The sequence below is a fragment of the Streptomyces sp. NPDC001002 genome (assembly GCF_053599215.1).
In genome coordinates this window covers 1-18377 of record NZ_JBSFLV010000169.1, presented here as the reverse complement: position 1 = coordinate 18377, position 18377 = coordinate 1, and the positions used below count along the sequence as shown (strand labels likewise).

The following is an 18377-nucleotide window of genomic DNA, read 5'->3' as shown; positions in this document are numbered from 1 at the left end:
GCGAACATGGACTGGTACGGCGGCCCGACGGTCCTGGAGCACCTGGAGACGGTCCCGGTCGCCCACGACCTGAGCCACTGCCACGCCCGGCTGCCTGGCGAGCCCGGCGAGGGCGTCGGCGGCGCGCCGGGCCTTCTGCGCGGCCTCCTGCCGCTCGTCCCGGACCTGCCCGGTCTCGGCGGCGGCCTCGTCGGCCTCGGCCCGCGCGGTACGCGCCTCGGCCAGCTCGGCCTCGGACTCCTCGGCGAACACGCCCGCGTCGTGCGAGGCCTGCGCCAACTCCACGAGCCGTCCGGCCGGGCAGCCGGTGCGCCACGACGCGAGCCGTGCCGCCAGCTCCCGGTCCTTGCCGAGCCGCGCGGCGAGCGTCCGGATCTCCTCGTCCCGCTCGGTCGCCCGCCCGCGCAGCGCCTGCCGCTCCTCGTCGGCCGCGTGCTCGTCGTGCATGGCCGGGTTCGGCGGTACGAGGAAGACGTCGCCCGGGGTGCCGTCGTCGGGCGGCGTCGGTGCGAGCAGGGCGGCCGCGGTGCCGACGGCCACGGCCGAGCGCGGCAGCAGCGCAGCGTCGCCGAGGGCGTCACGGGCACGCGCGTGCGTGTCGGGGTCGGTGATGATCACGCCGTCGACGAGTTCGGGGCGTGCGGCCAGCACGCGCGCGTGGTCGGCGGGGTCGACGGCCTGGGCGAGATAGCGCCAGCCGGGCAGCGCCGGGATGCCGCGCTCGCCGAGGAACTCCACGGTGGCCAGCACGTCGGGTCCAGGCGGCAGCAGCCCGCCGTCACCGAGGGCGCCGAGGATCCGGGAGTCGTCGGCGGCGGCCGTACGCAGCTCGAACAGCTGCCGTTCGGCGGCGGAGACGGAGTCGTCGAGGAGTTCGCGCAACTCGTCGGCGAACCGGTCGAGTTCCTCGGGCGTGAAGGGCGCTTCGGCGTCCTCCACCTCATTCCGGGGGTGCGGGACCGCGGTCCGCGGGCCGGTGCCCGACAGGCTCAGCAACTCGGCGAGACGCTCCTCCCCGGCCAGCGCCTCGGCGATCCGGCGCTCGGCCTCGTACGACCGTCGGGCAGCCGTCGCCGCGTCCGCCGCGCGGGCCGCCGTCAGCTCGGCGCGGGACTCGGCGGAGGCCGCCTCACGCGCGTGCTCGGTGGCCCTGCGGGAGGCCTCGCGGGCCGCGTCCCAGGCGGTGACGGCCGACTTCTCGGCATCGCTGGCCGCGAGGGCGGCCCGGGCCGGGTCGGCGTCGGGCGCGCTGTCGTCGAGCCAGCCGGCCCGCACCGCCTCCGCGGTCTCCTGCTCGACCTCGCTCAGCCGCTGGCGCAGATGCCCGACCTCGCTGCGGGCGCGCTGCGCCTGGGTCGCGGCGGCGGTCGCGTCCCGGTGCGCCGACTCGCCGACCTCCTGGAGCGAGCCGGACCGCTCCTCCTCCTCGTTGGCGAGGTTCTCGGCGCCCTCGGCGGCCCCGTGCAGGGCCCGTACGAGATCCACCGCGGCCTTGGCGCGGGCGGCGAGCGCGGGGGCCGCGTCCCGTTCGGCCTCCTGGATGGCGGCGGCCACGCGTGCGCCGCGGTCGGCGGCGGCGCGGTGGCGCAGCACGGCCTCGGCGGCCTGCCAGGCGGAGTGCAGGGTGCGCGCGTCGGCCAGCTCGCGCTTCTGCGCGGCGGCCGACTTCTCCGCCACTGCGAGCGCCAACGAGGCGTTGCGGTAGGCGAGTTCGGCGGCGATCAGCGCGCTGCGCTCTCGGGCCGCCTCCGACTGGGTGACCGTGTACGCGGTCTCGGTGACGCGCTGGGCGAGTTCGGCGGCGCGTACCCGCTCCTGCCCTCCCCGCGCGGACAACCTCCGCGCCAGCGTGCGGGTACGGCGCTCGGCGGCGGCGTGGATGTCACGCGCGCGTGCCCGCGCCTCGGCGGCCTCCACGATCCGTCCGAGCAGGTCGACCGAGCCCGCGGTGAACTCGCGTTCGGCGATCAGCTCGGCTCGTCGCCCGAGCTTGTTGCCGAACCCGCCGACCAGGTCGGCGAGTCCGTCCGTGTCCCGGGTGTCGGTGACCGCGCGCAGCAGCAGGTCGGTGAAGTCGGAGTCCTTCTTGACCGCGAAGAGGCCTGCGGCCTCGCCCTCGTCGGCGTTCATCTCCCGCTGGTAGCGGAAGAGTTCGGGGTCCAGGCCGAGGTCGCCGAGGTGCTCGATCCAGCGGTCGTGGATCTCCTCCCAGTGCACCTCCAGGTGCGGATACGCCTTGGTCGCCTCCGTGATGGCGTCCCGGAAGCCCTTCATGGTGCGCCGGCGCCCCTGCGCTCCGGAGGCGCCTTCGACGGGCGGGCGTACGGAAGTCGCCTCGGCCACGGGCAGGTTGTCGAGGCTCAGTCCGGGCCCCGGCCGGAAGGAGTACCAGGCCTCGGCGAACTTGCGCGGGTCGTTGGAGACCTGACGCCCGCGCCACTCGCTCACCTTGCCGACGACGACGCACTCGCCGGTCAGCGTGTGCTGCCACTCCAGCGCGACATGCCCGCAGTCGTCGGCGAGCAGGAACTTGCGCAGCACGCCGGAGCTGGCGCCGCCCAGGGTGTTGCGGTGGCCCGGCAGCATCACGGAGAAGATCAGCTTCAGCAGGACCGACTTGCCGCCGCCGTTCTCCAGGAAGAGCACGCCGGCGGGCGCGGGGCGGCGCGGCGGGCCGACGGGCTCGTCCGCGAAGAACTCCGCCTGGGTGGGCGCGGGGTCGGGCACGGGCTGGCCGACTCCGCGCAGGTCAAGCACGGTGTCGGCGTAACGCGCACCGGCGGGTCCGATCGAGTAGAGGCGGACCCTGGACAGCTCGTACATGGCGGACTCTCGTAAGTCTTCGGCAGGGCAGGGGGGTTCAGGAGTGGAACGGCAGTCCGGCGTCGGCCACCAGCTCCGACGCGTCGGTGTCCTCGGCGGGCAGCAGTGTGGGGGTGCCGTCGGTCACCGGGACGACGCCCAGTTCGAGGAGTTCGGCCAGGGCCGCGGTGCCGGCCATGTCCCGTACCTGGAGCTGGTAGCGGGCCGTGGTGCGGTAGGTGCCGCCGTGGTCGTCGCCGGTGCGCTGGAGGAAGCCGGAGTCGGTGAGGAAGGCGGCGGCCTTGCCGACGATGCCGGTGGTCGAACCGGCGAGTCTGCGCGCGTCCTTGGTGGCGCCGGCGGCACTGCGTCTGGCCCAGACCCGCCAGGCGGCCTCCAGTCCGGGCGCGTCGGTCGCCGGATCGGTGTTCTCCCCGTGCTCCTCGGCCCGCTCCTCAAGCCGCCGACAGGCCTGCCGTACGAAGGTGTCGACGCCGTTGACCGTCACGCGCCCGATGTAGCCGTCGTCGGCGAGGTCCTCGGGCCGCGGGAACGCCATGGCGGCGAGGGCGAGATGGGCGAGGCCATGCAGGAACCGGTCGCTGCCGTCGGCGGACGTGCGACGCGCGTAGTCGCCCATGCGCACGGCGAACACCGAGTCCTCGGCGGCGGTCACCGCCATCCCCGCGCGCGGGGACACCTCCAGGACCACCAGGCCGAGCCCGGCGGCCACGGCGTCCGCGAGACGGGCGAACGGCGGGTCCTCGCGGTAGCGGCGCAGCAGCTCCGCGTACTCCTGGTCGCGCGCGGGCTGCACCTTCGGCTGCAGCCCGAACGCGACGAGCCGGGCCGCGTCGGCGGCGTCGGCGGGCGTGACGGCGGCGCTCGCCGGTGCGGCGGCGACGTCCGGCTCACTCCGGTCGGCGATCTCGCTCACGGTCGGTACCCCCTGTCGCTGTTCTGCTGGTGCCTACGCATACGGTTTCCGGTCCGGCTCATGCCGCTTCCGTCCTGTCCGCGGCCATTCCCGCCGAGTCGAGCAGGGCCGTGCCGACGATGAGATCGGCCCCGCCGAACTCCGGGTCGTCCAGCTCCGTGCCGTCGTCCACGGCGAACAACAGCTTCTCCTCGCCCTGCCGATAGGCGGTGCCCACCGCCGGGCTGGCCGCGTGGACCGCCAACAGCGCCACCAGGTACGGCAGTTCCGGATCCTGGCGCCGGGCCTCGGCGAGCAGCCCCGACAGCCGGCGCGGCGCGTCCGCGGGCAGGTCCAGCAACTCCTTGGCCACCGCGAGCTGTTCCTCGCTGAAGCGGCTGTCGTCGGGTGTGGCGATGAGGTCCGGCTCCGGCATCTCCGCGCCGAGATGCTCCCGCTCCACCGGCGGCGTCAGCAGTATGTCGACGAGGTCACCGACCCGAACGGATGCCGGTGTACGCAGCCCGGTCCCCCGCGCGAAGAAGGCGTCCGTGACCCGGACGGCCTGCTCAAGGGGCAACGGCAGCACGGGCGCGACGAGATGCCCGTAGAGGTCTATCCCGGAGGACACCATCGGCGTCCCGAACGCCTGGCGGTCCTGCTCGGCGCGGAACAGAGGGCCCGCCTCCAGCAGGCGCGACTGCAACTGCGTATGGCGGCGGATGCAGTCCTTGACGATGTCGACGAGCTCGGCGGCGCGCCGCTTGTGCTCGGCGTCCTCCGTCTCGTCGCGTGCCTTGCGGATGTTGGTGAGGATCGCGTTCTCGTGGCGGTAGCGGTCGGCCACGTGGTCGAGGGCCTCGGCGATCATGTCGGGCACGGAGTTGAGCCAGTCCACCGCGCGCACGTTGCGCCGGGTGGCGTCCAGGGCGCGGCGCAGCGTCTCCGAGTACTGCACGGTCCGGTAGCGGGCCTGCTCGGCGGCGAGTTGGGCGTCGGCGAGCCGGCCCCGGTTGATCAGGACCTCCAGCTTGACCTCGGCGGCGATCTGGGCGCTGGTGACGTCCGTGTCGAGGGCGCCGACCAGGACGTTGACGGCTTCGTCGGTGGTGCGGAGGTAGACCGTGCCGCCGGGGCCCGGCACCTCCTCGATCAGTTTGAAGTCGTAGTCGCGGCGGACGTAGTTGCCCTCCGGCGTGAACGTGCCGTACATCGCGCGGAAGCCGCGGTCGACGCTGCCGACGTTGATCAGGTTCTCCAGGACCCAGCGGGCCACGCGCTCGTGCTCGGCGACGGGGCGCTGGGGAGCCTGGGCGGCGATGCGCGGGATGAGCCTGGCCACTATCTGGTCGTGGTCGGCGCCCGTGTCGAAGTCCATGTTCAGGGTGACCAGGTCGATGGCGGCGAGGGCCACCTCCGCCATGCCGTACACCGAGTACTCGCCCGCGAGGTTGGCCTTGCGCACGTCGAGGTCGTGCAGCGGCGCGGTGCAGGCGAGCGCGCGCAGCCGCCGCGCCAGTCCCTCGTCGGCGGCCGGGCCCGGTGCGGGGCGCGGCCCCGCGCTGAGCTGGGGCGGAACGCTGTCCGTCGATGCAGGCGAAGTCACGGTGCACAGACTAGGTCCTCGGTCTGACATCGACCCAAACGACTCGGATCACCACACCGGTGTCACCGTGCGACCAGGCCACTACGGAGTGTTTCCGTCGCCGACCCTCCGCCGGTACACCTCGACCACGCGTTCCAGGGAGTCGCCGAGGTAGACCGACAGCAGCTTTTCGGCCTCGCCCTTGTCGCCGCTTTGGAGCGCCTCGTGGATCTGCTGGTTGCGGGCCAGGTACGGCTCGTGCAGGCGGCGCGGGTCGTCCACGAGGTGGAAGGCGAGGCGCAGTTCGGCGAAGACGCTGCGCATGAGCTCGTCGGTGCGGTCGCTTCCGGCCAGGGCCACGAGCTCGCGGTGGAAGTGGATATTGGCCGTACCCACCGCTTTCCAGTCACCTTCGCGGGCCGAGGTCCGCCCCTCGTCGACCGCCGCGGCGAGGGCGTCGAGGGCGTACGGCGGCTCGCCGAGGCCGCGCACGACGGCGCACTCGACGAGGGCGCGGGTGCGGTAGATGTCCTCGACGTCCTCGACGCTCAGGACCCGGACGAAGACGCCCCGGTTCAGTTCGTGGACGAGCAGGCGTTCATGGGTGAGCAGCCGGAACGACTCGCGCAGGGTGTTGCGGGAGACCCCGAGCGCGCCCCCGATGCTGTCCTCCGACAGCCGGGTGCCGGGCGGGAAGTAGCCCTCGGCGATGCGGCTCCTGAGGACGTCCGAGACCCGTTCGGCCGTGCTGGTGCGGCCCAGGAGGGCACGGTCGTCGGCCAGTTCGCTCAACTGCTCTGCCATGCCCGGAATTCAACCGCAGACACGAGAACGAAACAACACACCCCTTGCTCAATCGTTGAACGATTCTCTAAGGTGCTCCTCACCGCACGGCTCAATCACGCACCCTTCGTCCTCCCACTGCGAGGTGCCCATGAGCACGACTCCTCCACCCCAGTCCCTGGCCACCGACCCACCGACCGGTGAACTCGCCGAGCAGGACGGCGCGTTGGACTGGCTGCGGGACCTCGGTCCGCGCGGCCGCCGCGCCTTCGCGGGCGCCTTCGGCGGCTATGCCCTGGACTCGTACGACTACTTCACGCTCCCGCTGAGCATGGTCGCGCTGGCCGCGTACTTCGGCCTGGACAGCGGCCAGACCGGCCTCTTCACGACCGTCACGCTCGTGGTCTCCGCCGTCGGCGGCGCCCTCGCGGGAGTGATCGCGGACAGGGTCGGCCGGGTCAAGGCGCTGATGATCACGGTGATCACCTACGCCGTCTTCACGGTGGCCTGCGGCTTCGCGCCCAACTACGAGACCCTGCTAGTCTTCCGGGCCCTCCAGGGCCTCGGTTTCGGCGGAGAGTGGGCGGTCGGCGCGATCCTGGTCGCCGAGTACGCGAGCGCCAAGCACCGAGGACGCACCCTCGGCGCAGTCCAGAGCTCGTGGGCCGTGGGCTGGGCCCTTGCCGCGATCGTCTACACCCTGGTGTTCTCGTTCGCGGGCGACGACCTCGCCTGGCGGATCATGTTCTGGACGGGCGCGCTGCCGGCCCTGCTGGTGATCTGGATGCGGCGCCGGGTGCACGACGCCCCGCAGGCGGTGGCCGTGCGCGAACAGAGCGCCGAGAAGGGCTCGTTCACCGCGATATTCAAGCCCGGTCTGCTGCGCACCACGATCTTCGCCGGGCTGCTCTCCACCGGCGTCCAGGGCGGCTACTACACGCTGGCCACCTGGGTGCCGACGTACCTGAAGACCGATCGTGGCCTGTCGGTCGTCGGCACCGGCGGCTATCTGACGTTCCTGATCTCCGGCGCCTTCCTCGGCTATCTGACCGGCGGCTATCTCACCGACCGACTGGGCCGCAAGCGCAACATCTGGCTGTTCGCCCTGCTCTCGGCGATCTGCATCCTGGCGTACGCGAACATCCCGGACGGCGCCAACGGCCTTCTCCTGGTGCTCGGTTTCCCGCTCGGGTTCTGCATGTCGGCGATCTTCAGCGGCTTCGGGTCCTTCCTGAGCGAGCTGTACCCGACGGCGGTACGGGGCACCGGGCAGGGCTTCACGTACAACACCGGGCGTGCCGTGGGCGCCGTCTTCCCCACCACGGTCGGCTTCCTGGCCGACAGTTGGGGCGTGGGCGGCGCGCTGGTGTTCGGCGCGATCGGCTACGGCATCGCGGCGCTGGCCCTGTTCGGCCTGCCGGAGACGAAGGGGCGGGAACTCGCGTGAACCGCACGGAAGACCGCCCGCTGACCCTCGTCGACGAGCACGCGCACGCGTGGAGCCCGAAAAGCGCCCGGGCCCGGTTCCGCAAGGGGCTCACCGGTCCGACCTCCGGGGTCGCGGCGGGCCACACCCAGGTCAACCTGATCTCGGTGCCCGCGGACTGGGCGTACGACATGCTGCTGTTCTGTCAGCGCAACCCCAAGCCCTGCCCGGTGCTGGACGTCACCGACGCCGGTTCCTTCACGACCGTCCTCGCGGACGGGGCGGACCTGCGCACCGATCTGCCGCGCTACCGGGTGTGGCGGGACGGCGAGTTGGTGGACGAGCCGACGGACGTGCGCGCGTACTGGCGCGGCGACCTGGTGTCGTTCCTGATCGGGTGCAGCTTCACCTTCGAGTGGGCGCTGGGCGAGGCCGGTGTGCCGATCCGGCACATCGAGCAGGGGCGCAACGTCCCGATGTACGTGACCGGCCGGCAGTGCCGCCCGGCGGGACGGCTGCACGGACCGATGGTGGTGTCCATGCGGCCGGTGCCGCCGGAGCGGCTGGCGGCGGCGATCCGGGAGACCAGCCTGCTCCCGGCGGTGCACGGCAGCCCCGTGCACTGCGGCGATCCCGCTGGGCTCGGCATCGGCGACCTCGACCGCCCGGACTTTGGTGACCCGGTGGCCGCCGAACCGGACGACATCCCGGTCTTCTGGGCCTGCGGAGTGACCCCGCAGGCGGCCGTGATGGCCTCGCGCCCGCCCTTCGCCATCACGCACGCACCGGGGCAGATGCTGCTCACCGACGCCCGCGACGAGCAGTACCGCGTGGCCTGAGAAGAGAATGGGTACATGACCGCGATCGACCTGAACGCCGACCTCGGCGAGGGCTTCGGCCACTGGCGGCTGACCGACGACGAACAGTTGCTGTCCGTCGTCACCAGCGCCAACGTGGCCTGCGGATTCCACGCCGGGGACCCGGTCATCATGCGGCGCGTATGCGAGCTGGCCGCCGAGCGGGGGGTGCGGATCGGCGCCCAGGTCTCCTACCGGGACCTCGCGGGGTTCGGGCGGCGCGCGATGGACGTGCCGTCCGCGGAGCTGACGGCCGAAGTGGCGTACCAGATCGGCGCCTTGGAGGTCTTCGCGCGGGCGGCGGGCACGCGCGTGGCGTACGTCAAGCCGCACGGCGCGCTCTACAACCGTGTCGTGCACGACGAGGAGCAGGCCGGCGCGGTCGTGGCCGGCGTGCGGCTCGCGGACGCCACGCTGCCGGTGCTCGGCCTGCCCGGCTCCCGGCTGCTCGACCTGGCCGGCGAAGCGGGGCTCCCGACGGTCACCGAGGCGTTCGCCGACCGCGCGTACACCGATCAGGGCACGCTCGTGCCGCGCGGCGAGGAGGGTGCCGTGGTGACCGACCCGGCGGCGGTCGTGCAGCGCTCGGTGGGCCTGGCCCGCGACGGAGCGGTCACCTCCCGCTGCGGGAACCGGATCGACGTACGCGCGCGTTCTCTGTGCGTGCACGGGGACACGGCGGGGGCCGTCGAGCTGGCCCGGCTGGTCCGGGCGCGCCTGGAGGCGGCGGGCGTGCGGGTGGAGGCCTTCGTATGAGGGCGCTGCCCGTCGGTGACCACGCCCTGCTCGTCGAGGTGTCCTCAGGCGAGGAGGCGCAGGCGCTGCACGCGGAGCTGCTGCGCCGCCGCGCGGAGGGCGCGCTGGCGGTCCGCGAGATCGTCCCCGCGGCCCGCACGGTCCTGCTCGACGGACTGGACGACCCGGCCCGCCTCGCCTCCGAACTGACCGCGTCCGAGGTACCACCCGCTCCCCCACGCGCGCGTGCGGCGATCGAGATCCCGGTGCGCTACGACGGCCCGGACCTGGCCGATGTCGCCGCGCTCTGGGGCGTCGACGAGCGCGAGGCGGTCCGCATCCACGCGGACACCGAATTCACCGTCGCCTTCTGCGGGTTCGCGCCAGGCTTCGGCTACCTGACCGGACTGCCGCCGCGCTACGACGTCCCGCGCCGGGCGACACCCCGTACGGCCGTCCCGGCGGGCTCGGTCGGGCTGGCGGGCGCGTACACGGGCGTGTACCCGCGCTCCTCGCCGGGCGGCTGGCAGCTGATCGGGCGCACCGACGTCGTCCTGTGGGACCACGCGCGCGTGCCGGCCGCGCTGCTGTCCCCGGGCACGCGCGTGCGCTTCGTCCCGGTGGGGCCCTCATGACGGACAGCGCGCTCTTCGTCGTACGGGCGGGAGCGCTCACGACCGTGCAGGACCGGGGGCGTCCGGGGCACGCCCACCTCGGCGTGCCCCACTCCGGCGCCCTGGACGGCCCCGCGGCGGCCCTCGCCAACCGCCTGGTCGGCAACCCGCCCGGCGCGGCCGTCCTGGAGACCACCGTCAACGGCTGTGCCGTACGCCCCCGTTCGACGGTCACCGTGGCCGTCACCGGCGCCCCGTGCGCGGTCCGGGTGGACGGCCGCCCGGTCGCCTGGGGAGCACCCGTGCCCGTGCCGGCGGGCGCGGTCCTGGAGGTGGGCACGGTGATCCGCGGTGTACGGAGCTACCTCGCGGTGCGCGGCGGCATCGCCGTGGAACCGGTGCTCGGCAGCCGCTCCACGGACCTGCTCTCCGGCCTCGGCCCGCCACCGCTCGCGGACGGCCAGGTGCTGCCCCTGGGGGATCCGCACGGCCACTACGCACGCGTGGACGTCGCCCCGCAGCCCGCCCCACCGCAGGAACTGGTCCTACGCGTGACCCCGGGCCCGCGCGACGACTGGTTCACCCCGGACGCCGTACGCGCCTTCACCTCGCGCACGTTCCGGGTCTCCCCGGCCAGCAACCGCATCGGCCTCCGTACAGAGGGCCCCGCCCTGGAACGCTCCCGCACCGGTGAACTCCCCAGCGAGGGCATGGTCCTGGGCGCGGTCCAGGTCCCGCCCGACGGCAGACCGGTCGTCTTCCTCGCCGACCACCCGACCACCGGGGGCTACCCGGTGATCGCCGTCGTCCACCCGGCCGACCTGCCGGCCGCGGCCCAGGCGGCGCCGGGCACACCGGTGCGCTTCGTGACGGTACGGAGGCACTGAGTGGGGGCGCCGAGCCCGGGTCGCCGTTGAGCCGAGCTCGGGGCGAGGCGCTCGCGGCCCTTACGCGACGTCCGGCTGCGGTTGCTCGCCCACCGACAACGCTGCCAGGGCCGACGACACCGCTGCCGCCGTCCGCAGGTCGAGCCGGGCGCTGGTGCCCCGGGCGCGGTGCCGCATCTCGTCGGCGGCGAGCCTGAGGAGCTGCGGCAGCAGGTCGGTACAGCGGCGGACCACCCAGCCGGTGCCCGCGGTGGCCAGCCACAGCAGACTCGCCGACGTGGTGGGCTCGGGGAACTCGGGCTCGGGCGAAGGCGCTGTGCCCGTCGTGCGGCCCTCCTCGGCCAGCAGCGCGTGGAAGCGGAGCGCCAACTGCCGGTGACCCCGCTCGCTCGGGTGCAGCCGGTCCGCGCTCCACATCGCCCGGTCCATCAGCCAGGCGCCCTCGGCCGCGTGCAGATGGACCGCGCCGTACCGCTCGGAGAGCGCGTGCACCACGGTGTTGACCGCCCGCTGCCGCCGGGCCAGCGGACGCGTCAGCGCGCCCGGCAGGCTGAGCGTGACGCCCGGGTCGGGCAGACAGGCCGTGAGCAGGACCGCGCCCTGCTCGGTGAAGGCGGCGTACACCTTGTCGAGCCGTTCGGCGACGGCGTGGATGTCGAAGGTGCAGCGCAGGGTGTCGTTGACGCCGATGACCACCGACACGACATCGGGGCGCAGGGCCAGCGCGGCCGGTGTCTGCTGCTCCAGCACCTCCCGCGTCTGCGCCCCGCTGACGGCGAGGTTGGTGAACTCGACGGAGACCGGGGCCTCAAGGGATTCCAGGGATTCCAGAGGTTCCGTTGACTTCGTCGTCCCGTCCGTCCCCTCGGCCCCCGTCCTCCGCTCGGCGAGCCCGTCGGCCAGCAGCGCCGCCCAGCCGCGCCACCCGTCGCCGACGCGATCGCCCACGCCCTCGGTTAGCGAGTCACCGAGGGCTACGAAACGCACCGTTCTCATGCCACGCCCCCGGGCACGTAGGGCCGTACCGGCACCGCCGCGTCGTGCGCGGCGAGGAAGGCGTCCACGGCCGTGTGCCAGCCGAAGCACTCGGCACGCGCGCGTGCGGCCTCCCGCCGCTGCCCCTCGGGGAGTTCGAGGAGCATGTCGACGGCGTCCGCGAAGGCGTCCCCGCGGTCGGCCGCGACGGCGCCGGCGGAGCCGATCACCTCCGGTAGCGCGGACGAGGTGCTGACCACCACGGGCGTGCCGCAGGCCATCGCCTCCAGCGCGGCGAGCCCGAAGGTCTCGGCGGGCCCGGGCGCCAGGCACACGTCGGCCGAGGCCTGGAGCGCGCCCAGCGCGTCCCGGTCGGAGACGTGGCCGAGGAAGGTCACGGGCAACCGCCGCTCGCGCGCCCGCTCTTCCAGCCGCAGCCGCAGCGGCCCGTCCCCGGCGACCACCAGCACCGCCTTGCGGCCGCGCCGCAGCAGCGACTCCAGGGCGTCGAGGGCGGTACCGGGCCGCTTCTCCACGGACATCCGGGTGCACGTCACGAGCAGCGTCTCGTCCACGCGCGCGTACCGGGCCCGCAGACCGGGGTCCCGCAACGAGGGATGCCGCTCGACCAGATCGACGCCCAGGGGAGCGCGTACGACGTTGCGGGCACCGATCCGGACGAACTCGCGCTCCGCGAACTCGGTGGTGCACACGACACGCGAGTACGTGTGCGCCGTACGGACGTTGAGGGCGTCGGCGGCGCGCCGGGCCGCCGACTCGGACAGGCCCCAGGTGCGCAGGACGCCGTCGGCGGTCTCGTGGGAGACCATCACGGCGGGCACGCGCGCGCGTCGCGCCCACTTGCCGGTCCACCTCAGGGTCGTACGGTCGGAGACCTCCAGGCGGTCGGGGGCCAGCTCCTCCAGGAGCCGGGCCACGCGCCGCTTGTCGGTCAGGACGCGGTAGCCGCCCGTGCCGGGCAGCAGCGGACCGGGCAGGGTGATCACGCGCCCCTGCTCGGTCTCACGGTCGTCGGCCCGCTCGCCGGGGACGATGAGCACGGGGTCGTGCCCGGCCTCCTTGAAGCCCTTGCCCAGCTCGCGCAGAGCGGTGCGCAGGCCGCCGGAGGAGGGGGCGACGAAGTTCGCGAGGCGCACGATGCGCAGGGAGCTCACGCCGCCACCACCGTCTCGCGCGCGGCCAGGACGGCCCCGTAGTGGTCGATCAGCTGGTCGCCGACGGCCGCCCAGGTGCGGCCCTCGACGGTGGTGCGCGCGGCGGCGCCGAAGGAGGCCCGCAGCGCGGGGTCGGCGGCCAGGGAGGCCACCGCCTGCGTCACGGCGTCCGCGTCGCGCGGCGGGACCAGGAACCCGGTGCGGCCGTGGTCGACCAGGTCGAGGGGACCGCCGACGGCGGGGGCGACCACGGGCACGCCGCTCGCCATGGCCTCCTGCACGGTCTGGCAGAAGGTCTCGAAGGGCCCGGTGTGCGCGAACACGTCCAAGGAGGCGTAGATCTTGGCGAGTTCGTCACCCGTGCGGCGGCCGAGGAAGACCGCGCCGGGCAGCTGTTCCTGCAGGTTCGGCAGGCTCGGTCCGTCGCCGGTCACCACGACCCGGACGCCGGGCAACGCGCAGACCCCGGCGAGCAGTTCGACCTGCTTCTCCGGTGCGAGCCGGCCGACGTAGCCGACGATCAGCTCGCCGTTCGGGGCGAGTTCGCGCCGTATCGCCTCGTCGCGCAGGTCGGGGCGGAAGCGGACGGTGTCCACGCCGCGCTGCCACAGCCGCAGCCGGGGCACGCCGTGTGCCTCCAGGTCGTGCATGGCGGCACTGGACGGGGCGAGGGTGAGGTCGGCGGCGGAGTGGACGGAGCGGATGCGACGCCAGGCCGCTGCCTCGCCCGCGCCCACATAGGTGCGGGCGTAGCCGGCGAGGTCGGTCTGGTAGACGGCGACGGCGGGGATGCCGAGCCGGGCGGCGGCGGCCATGCCGCGGACGCCGAGGATGAAGGGGCTGGCCAGGTGGACCACGTCGGCACGGTGCTCGACGAGTGTGGCGGCGAGGCGTCGGCTGGGGAGGGCGACGCGCACCTGGGGGTAGCCGGGGAGCGGGAGGGAGGGGACATGGACGACGGGGCACGGCGCCGAGGCGTCGGGCCGGTTGCCGGGCGCGGGGGCCGGGGCAACGACGACGGGGGCGTGACCGCGATCTACGAGGTGCCGGGCGGTCTGGAGCGCGCAGTGGGCCACGCCGTTCACGTCGGGGGGAAAGGATTCGGTCACGATGACGACACGCATACCCGTGTTGTCGCCGCGCCGGACGTGGACGCGTCAAAGTGGATCTTTACGAAATACAAACGTCCCATGAGCGTTGCACGCCACGCCCGAGCAGGTCGGACGGCGTCCACGCCCACCTGACCCGCGGGTCACCTCTCGTTCATCCGGAGCCCGCGCCGATGCCCGTTCTCCCCGTGGGAGATGGCTCAAACGGCGGGTCCGTCCGGTCCGATCCGGCTGCGTACGGCGGTCTGGACCTCGGCCTCCTCGGCCGGGTCGGCGGCTAGGCGGCGGAGTTGCTCCACGACGCGGGCGTCACCGGTCTCGGCGTGCCGTGCGGCGATCTCCCGGGTGGTCTCCTCGCAGTCCCAGAGGCACTCGACGGCGAATCCCGCGGGGAAGGAGGGGTCGGTGGCGGCGAGGGCGCGAGCGGCCCGGCCGCGGAGGTGGGAGGAGGCGGTCTCGCGATAGATGTGGCGCAGGACGGGGGCGGCGCAGGCGATGCCGAGCCGGCCGGTGCCGTCGACGAGGGTCCACAGGGTCGGGGCGTCGGGGCCCTCGCCCCGTACGGCCTCGCGCAGGGCGCCCAGGACCAGGTCACGGTCCTCGACACCGCCCCGGCAGGCGAGCATGCGGCCCGCGGCGGCGCCCAGTGGGTCGGGCCGGTGGGCCCAGCCACGGGCACGGTCCACGGCGGCGACACTGCGCATCCGTTCGAAGGCGGCGACGGCAGCTTCCACGACGGTCGGCGAACCCGTTGTCACGGCCCGCTCGATCACATCGAAGGCGTCGGGGTCGTTGCTGTCGGCCAAGTACCGCACGGCCGTGCAGCGGGCGCCGTCGGTGCCGTCCACGGCGGCCCGCAGGATCTCGGGGCGATCCTCTGGACCGGCGACGGCCATGAGACAGCGGGCGGCCGGGATGTGCAGCTCGGCGCCGCGTTCGAGGCCCTGCTGGGCCCATTCGAACACCGCCTGCACGCTCCACCCCGGACGGGGCCCACTAGGTCGCATCTGTTGCTGCCAGCGGTCGAAACAGCCGGCCTCCTGTGCGGCACGCACGCGCGTGGCGACCGATTCGCGCGGATCGTCGGCCCACAAACGCCACGGCCGGGGCTCGAAGGCGTCGCGGACGACGGCGGCGAGTTCGGCCTCGCCCTCGGCGTCGGTGGCGAACCGGGCCAGCACGGGCGCGGCCAGGGCACGCAGCCCGGCGTCGTCGTCCCGCAGCGCCAGCTCGTCCAGGGCCCAGGCCCAGTTGGAGCCGGAGGCGGCGTACCTGCGCAGCAGTTCGAGCGCGTCCAGCCTGCCGTAGGAGGCGAGATGGCCGAGGACCGCGAGGGCCAGGCCGGTGCGTGACTCCTCGGTGTCGAACACGTCCTCGACGTCGAAGAGGTGCGCCTCGATCTCGTCCAGCTCGCCATTGAGGTCGAGGTAGAGACGGGCGTAGTACAGGGAGCGGTTCTCCACCTGCCAGTCGTGGCGGGGATCACGCAGCACGCAGTGGTTCAGTGCCGCGAGCGCCTCGGCGCGCGGTGCGGTGAGCGCGTGCAGCGTGCCGTCGCCACGGCCCCTCTGAAGGAGGCCGAGCAGGGTTCCGCTGGGCGCTATGACCGGATCGAACATGGGAAACAGCCTCACATCAAGCGTCGACGCAACCGGGGAGCACGCATTACCTGGCCGCGTGACACAACGTCGGAGCGCCCGCCGTCTCTTGCTTGCTGTAGACCATCTTCCTCTGCCTCTCGTCGGTGGCCCATGCGGACCGCATCACGGCCCGCGCGGTGCGGCAACACCTGCCCAGCCATCGCGTCCGTGAATCACGACGTCATGATGACCCGGCACTTCGGCCTGCCGCGACCGAAATTTCGGCGGCCTTGTACCGCCTCCCCCGTTGTGTGTGTCTTCGCTGGTCAGAACATACGGGTCAGTGCGCGCCGAACAACTCGAGCAGTTCTGTCTTGCCGAACATCCGGGCCGTGTCGACGGCCGACGGGGTGCCCTCGGAGGGGTCGGCGCCACCTTCCAGGAGGGCTTCGATCACTTCCGTCTCACCCTTGAAGACGGCTCCGGCGAGCGGGGTCTGTCCCCGGTCGTTGATCCGGCCCGCCTCCGCGCCCCGGGCGAGCAGCGCGCGTACCGCCGCCGCGTGCCCGTGGTAGGCGGCGAGCATCACGAGGGAGTCGCCGCGGTCGTTGGTGAGGTCGGCCGGAACACCCGCGTCGACGTACGCCACGAGCGCCTCGGTCTGCCCCTGTCGGGCCAGATCGAAGATCTTGGTCGCCAGCTCCACGACCTCGGGGTCGGGGGCTTCAGTCATCGGCCGGTCCGCCTCTCATACAACCGTTCAGGTGAATCGCCAGGGTACTGGCTCACGACGTACATGACCCGAAGTGCCCGAGGTAAAGATCACGGCAGACCCGGTCGGACGCAAGTGCCCTGCTCAACGCCCCCGGAGCGCTCCGCCATCCGGGGGAAATTCGCCGAAATTCACCTAGTTGCACCTTTTATCGTATGGATACATCCTGTGAGCCTGGAAGTACTCATGGTGACTGTCCCCGCGAACCAGGAGATCTCAAATGATCCTGTCCATCTCAGGCGTGGTCCTTCTCGGCATCATCGTCTTCCTCTTCTTCCGCAAGGACGGCCTGAAGGCGTCGCACGCCATGGTGTCGGCCCTGTTCGGCTTCTACCTGGCGAGTACGGCGATCGCCCCGAGCATCAAGGCCGGCGGCGAGAGCCTCGCCGGTCTGCTCGGCGGCATCAAGTTCTGACGCCGTTCCCTCCGTCCGTACGCACCTCCAGGAGACAGCAGTGGCCCGGCGCCCCCTCCCCCGCATCCTGAGCACAGGCAGCACGCAGATCGCCCGGAGCCGGGAGCTGGCCCGGACGGCGGCCGACAGCGCCACCGATGTCCTCCATCCGCTGATCACGGTCTCCCGCGGTCTGCGCCGGCTGGCGGCGGCCGGGCGGCGCAGATGGGCCGACACCCCGAAGGACAAGCGCGGGCCGCTGCTGTTCTTCGTGGCGTCGGTGGTCCTGGTCGTGGCGCTGGTGCCGTACGGTCCGCTGCTCGCCGTCATCACCCTGATGGCGGCGGCAGCATGGCAGGGCCGCGACCGCACCGAGCCGGAGCCCGACGGCCCGGACGAGTCGCAGACCCAGCGCCTCCAGTCCCTGTACGAGGCCCTGGTCCCGTACTTCTCCGTCCCGGAGGACCCCGCCCCGCTCTTCGCCCACGGCGGCGAGTGGGAGAAGGCGTTCCCGGCCTACGAGTTCGACGGGTCGGGCCGTGTCACCCATCTCACGGTCCGCTACCCGGCGTACTTCACCGACGGCGAGCCCGACTCCCGCGCGCGGATCGAGCAGTTGCTGCACGCGAAGTCGGGCCGCGGTCGCGAGTACCGCTTCATGTGGGACGAGGAGGGCAACCAGCTCACGATCACCGTCCTGTCCCCGCTGCCCACCGACATCGCCGCCCAGCGCTTCGTCACGGCGCCGGGCGAGACGGTCCTCGGCTTCACCGACGCCTCCGAGGTCCAGCGCACGCTCCCGCTCACCCACGGCGAGGAGCGGCGTGACGTCCCCCCGGTCGTCTGGCGCACCGGCATCCGCTCCACCGAGCCGCACCTCCTGGTCGTCGGCCAGCCCGGCAGCGGCACCTCGACCCTGCTGCGCTCGATCGCCCTGCAGGCCCTCCAGTACGGCGACGTCCTGATCGTCGAGGGCGGCGGCACCGGCGAGTACGCGTGCCTGACCGGCCGCGACGGCGTTCTCGCGGTCGAGTGCGGGCTCGCCGGGGCGCTGGCCAGCCTGGAGTGGGCCGCCCACGAGACAGAGCGCCGGCTGATCGCGCTCAACCGCGCCCGGCAGGCGGGTCACCCGCCGCCGGACGACACCAAGCGCCCGCTGTGGATCCTCCTGGACCGCCCGAGCGCCTTCACCCACCTCGCCGCCGCCGACGCCCACCGGGACCCCCAGTCCCTGCTCCAGGTACCGCTGCGGCACGGGCGCGCGGCGAACGTGACGGTGGTGGTGGCCGACCAGTTCGACAGCGCGGACGCGCTGAGCGAGCCGGTACGACAGCACACACGCGCGCGTGTCGTCCTCGGACCGGCGACCGCCGCCCAGTTGCAGGCGGTCCTGGGCGCCCCGCCGCACACCACTCCGGTCAGCCAGGCCCCGGCGGGCCGCGGCTACGCCCGCCTCGGCACGGGCCCGGTCCATCGCCTCCAGGTCCCGGCGACCCCGGACCCGTACGACGACGCGACGAGCGACGCGGACCGGCAGGCGGTACTGGCGCTGCTGCCGCCGCGGACGACACCGGCGGACTCCGAGGGCGTGGAGGCCGCCCAGGAGCCGACGGGAGCGGAGCCCGTGCCCGCGGACGTCATGGCGACGGAGGGCTCGTAGCGGATCGTCGGTCGGCCTCGAACTCGCCCTCGCCGCCGCCCTCTTCATCGATGCGGAGGGACACCGGGAAGCCCATCACGTGTTCGACGCGGCGCATCTCAGGCCGC

Annotated in this window: 15 protein-coding genes and 1 pseudogene; 7 read left to right on the top strand and 9 right to left on the bottom strand. The window is 73.3% G+C overall.

Going from position 1 to position 18377, the window contains the following annotated elements:
• The 4 genes and pseudogenes from ACWDR3_RS41375 to ACWDR3_RS41360 all read right to left on the bottom strand — a co-directional run.
• A pseudogene (locus ACWDR3_RS41375) lies at positions 1-2823 on the bottom strand (hypothetical protein); the annotation flags it as partial.
• A gap of 37 nt (positions 2824-2860) precedes the next feature.
• Positions 2861-3739 (bottom strand): hypothetical protein, encoded by an 879-nt coding sequence (locus tag ACWDR3_RS41370; protein ID WP_450357764.1) that lies wholly within the window; start codon positions 3737-3739, stop codon positions 2861-2863.
• Positions 3740-3797: 58 nt separating this feature from the next.
• Positions 3798-5324 carry a hypothetical protein gene (locus ACWDR3_RS41365; protein WP_402362657.1) on the bottom strand — a complete coding sequence of 509 codons (1527 nt, stop codon included), beginning with the start codon at positions 5322-5324 and terminating at the stop codon, positions 3798-3800.
• 81 nt (positions 5325-5405) lie between these two features.
• Entirely contained in the window at positions 5406-6107 is a 702-nt protein-coding gene (locus ACWDR3_RS41360) for a GntR family transcriptional regulator (protein ID WP_450357763.1), read from the bottom strand.
• Positions 6108-6237: 130 nt separating this feature from the next.
• On the opposite strand from ACWDR3_RS41360, the gene ACWDR3_RS41355 reads away from it, so the two are divergent.
• The 5 genes from ACWDR3_RS41355 to ACWDR3_RS41335 are packed head-to-tail and all read left to right on the top strand — an operon-like array spanning position 6238 to position 10605.
• The gene (locus ACWDR3_RS41355; RefSeq protein ID WP_450357762.1) at positions 6238-7533 is read left to right on the top strand and encodes an MFS transporter; all 1296 of its coding nucleotides are present in this window, start codon (positions 6238-6240) and stop codon (positions 7531-7533) included.
• A complete protein-coding gene (locus ACWDR3_RS41350; RefSeq protein ID WP_450357761.1) occupies positions 7530-8351 on the top strand; it encodes a putative hydro-lyase in 822 nt (273 codons plus the stop codon). Before ACWDR3_RS41355 ends, ACWDR3_RS41350 begins: the two co-directional genes overlap by 4 nt.
• Before the next feature lie 15 nt (positions 8352-8366).
• Complete coding sequence (locus tag ACWDR3_RS41345; RefSeq protein WP_450357760.1) at positions 8367-9125, top strand: LamB/YcsF family protein; 759 nt, start codon at positions 8367-8369, stop codon at positions 9123-9125.
• The gene (gene pxpB, locus ACWDR3_RS41340; RefSeq protein ID WP_450357759.1) at positions 9122-9739 is read left to right on the top strand and encodes a 5-oxoprolinase subunit PxpB; all 618 of its coding nucleotides are present in this window, start codon (positions 9122-9124) and stop codon (positions 9737-9739) included. The genes ACWDR3_RS41345 and pxpB overlap by 4 nt, the downstream gene beginning before the upstream one ends.
• Entirely contained in the window at positions 9736-10605 is an 870-nt protein-coding gene (locus ACWDR3_RS41335; RefSeq protein WP_450357758.1) for a 5-oxoprolinase subunit C family protein, read from the top strand. The genes pxpB and ACWDR3_RS41335 overlap by 4 nt, the downstream gene beginning before the upstream one ends.
• A gap of 60 nt (positions 10606-10665) precedes the next feature.
• Here the strand turns inward: ACWDR3_RS41335 and ACWDR3_RS41330 are convergent, their stop codons facing one another.
• The 5 genes from ACWDR3_RS41330 to ACWDR3_RS41310 form a co-directional block, all read right to left on the bottom strand.
• Entirely contained in the window at positions 10666-11601 is a 936-nt protein-coding gene (locus ACWDR3_RS41330) for an SGNH/GDSL hydrolase family protein (RefSeq protein WP_450357757.1), read from the bottom strand.
• Positions 11598-12755, bottom strand: a complete 1158-nt coding sequence (locus ACWDR3_RS41325; protein WP_450357756.1) for a glycosyltransferase — start codon at positions 12753-12755, stop codon at positions 11598-11600. The genes ACWDR3_RS41330 and ACWDR3_RS41325 overlap by 4 nt, the downstream gene beginning before the upstream one ends.
• Positions 12752-13879, bottom strand: a complete 1128-nt coding sequence (locus ACWDR3_RS41320) for a glycosyltransferase family 4 protein (protein ID WP_450357755.1) — start codon at positions 13877-13879, stop codon at positions 12752-12754. Before ACWDR3_RS41320 ends, ACWDR3_RS41325 begins: the two co-directional genes overlap by 4 nt.
• A gap of 185 nt (positions 13880-14064) precedes the next feature.
• Complete coding sequence (locus ACWDR3_RS41315) at positions 14065-15483, bottom strand: HEAT repeat domain-containing protein (RefSeq protein ID WP_450357754.1); 1419 nt, start codon at positions 15481-15483, stop codon at positions 14065-14067.
• Between the two features lie 301 nt (positions 15484-15784).
• A complete protein-coding gene (locus tag ACWDR3_RS41310) occupies positions 15785-16177 on the bottom strand; it encodes an ankyrin repeat domain-containing protein (protein WP_450357753.1) in 393 nt (130 codons plus the stop codon).
• Between the two features lie 259 nt (positions 16178-16436).
• On the opposite strand from ACWDR3_RS41310, the gene ACWDR3_RS41305 reads away from it, so the two are divergent.
• Together ACWDR3_RS41305 and ACWDR3_RS41300 are read left to right on the top strand one after the other, a co-directional pair.
• Positions 16437-16631, top strand: coding sequence for a hypothetical protein (locus ACWDR3_RS41305; RefSeq protein WP_121404479.1), 195 nt, complete (start codon positions 16437-16439; stop codon positions 16629-16631).
• 40 nt (positions 16632-16671) lie between these two features.
• Positions 16672-18270, top strand: a complete 1599-nt coding sequence (locus ACWDR3_RS41300) for an ATP-binding protein (RefSeq protein ID WP_450357752.1) — start codon at positions 16672-16674, stop codon at positions 18268-18270.
• Positions 18271-18377: the final 107 nt, after the last annotated feature.

Coding starts and splice junctions, on each gene's coding strand:
- ACWDR3_RS41360 (WP_450357763.1), bottom strand. CDS start 6,107: ATGGCAGAGCAGTTGAGCGAACTGGCCGACGACCGTGCCCTCCTGGGC.
- ACWDR3_RS41330 (WP_450357757.1), bottom strand. CDS start 11,601: ATGAGAACGGTGCGTTTCGTAGCCCTCGGTGACTCGCTAACCGAGGGC.
- ACWDR3_RS41335 (WP_450357758.1), top strand. CDS start 9,736: ATGACGGACAGCGCGCTCTTCGTCGTACGGGCGGGAGCGCTCACGACC.
- ACWDR3_RS41305 (WP_121404479.1), top strand. CDS start 16,437: ATGATCCTGTCCATCTCAGGCGTGGTCCTTCTCGGCATCATCGTCTTC.
- ACWDR3_RS41320 (WP_450357755.1), bottom strand. CDS start 13,879: ATGCGTGTCGTCATCGTGACCGAATCCTTTCCCCCCGACGTGAACGGC.
- ACWDR3_RS41310 (WP_450357753.1), bottom strand. CDS start 16,177: ATGACTGAAGCCCCCGACCCCGAGGTCGTGGAGCTGGCGACCAAGATC.
- pxpB (WP_450357759.1), top strand. CDS start 9,122: ATGAGGGCGCTGCCCGTCGGTGACCACGCCCTGCTCGTCGAGGTGTCC.
- ACWDR3_RS41345 (WP_450357760.1), top strand. CDS start 8,367: ATGACCGCGATCGACCTGAACGCCGACCTCGGCGAGGGCTTCGGCCAC.
- ACWDR3_RS41315 (WP_450357754.1), bottom strand. CDS start 15,483: ATGTTCGATCCGGTCATAGCGCCCAGCGGAACCCTGCTCGGCCTCCTT.
- ACWDR3_RS41355 (WP_450357762.1), top strand. CDS start 6,238: ATGAGCACGACTCCTCCACCCCAGTCCCTGGCCACCGACCCACCGACC.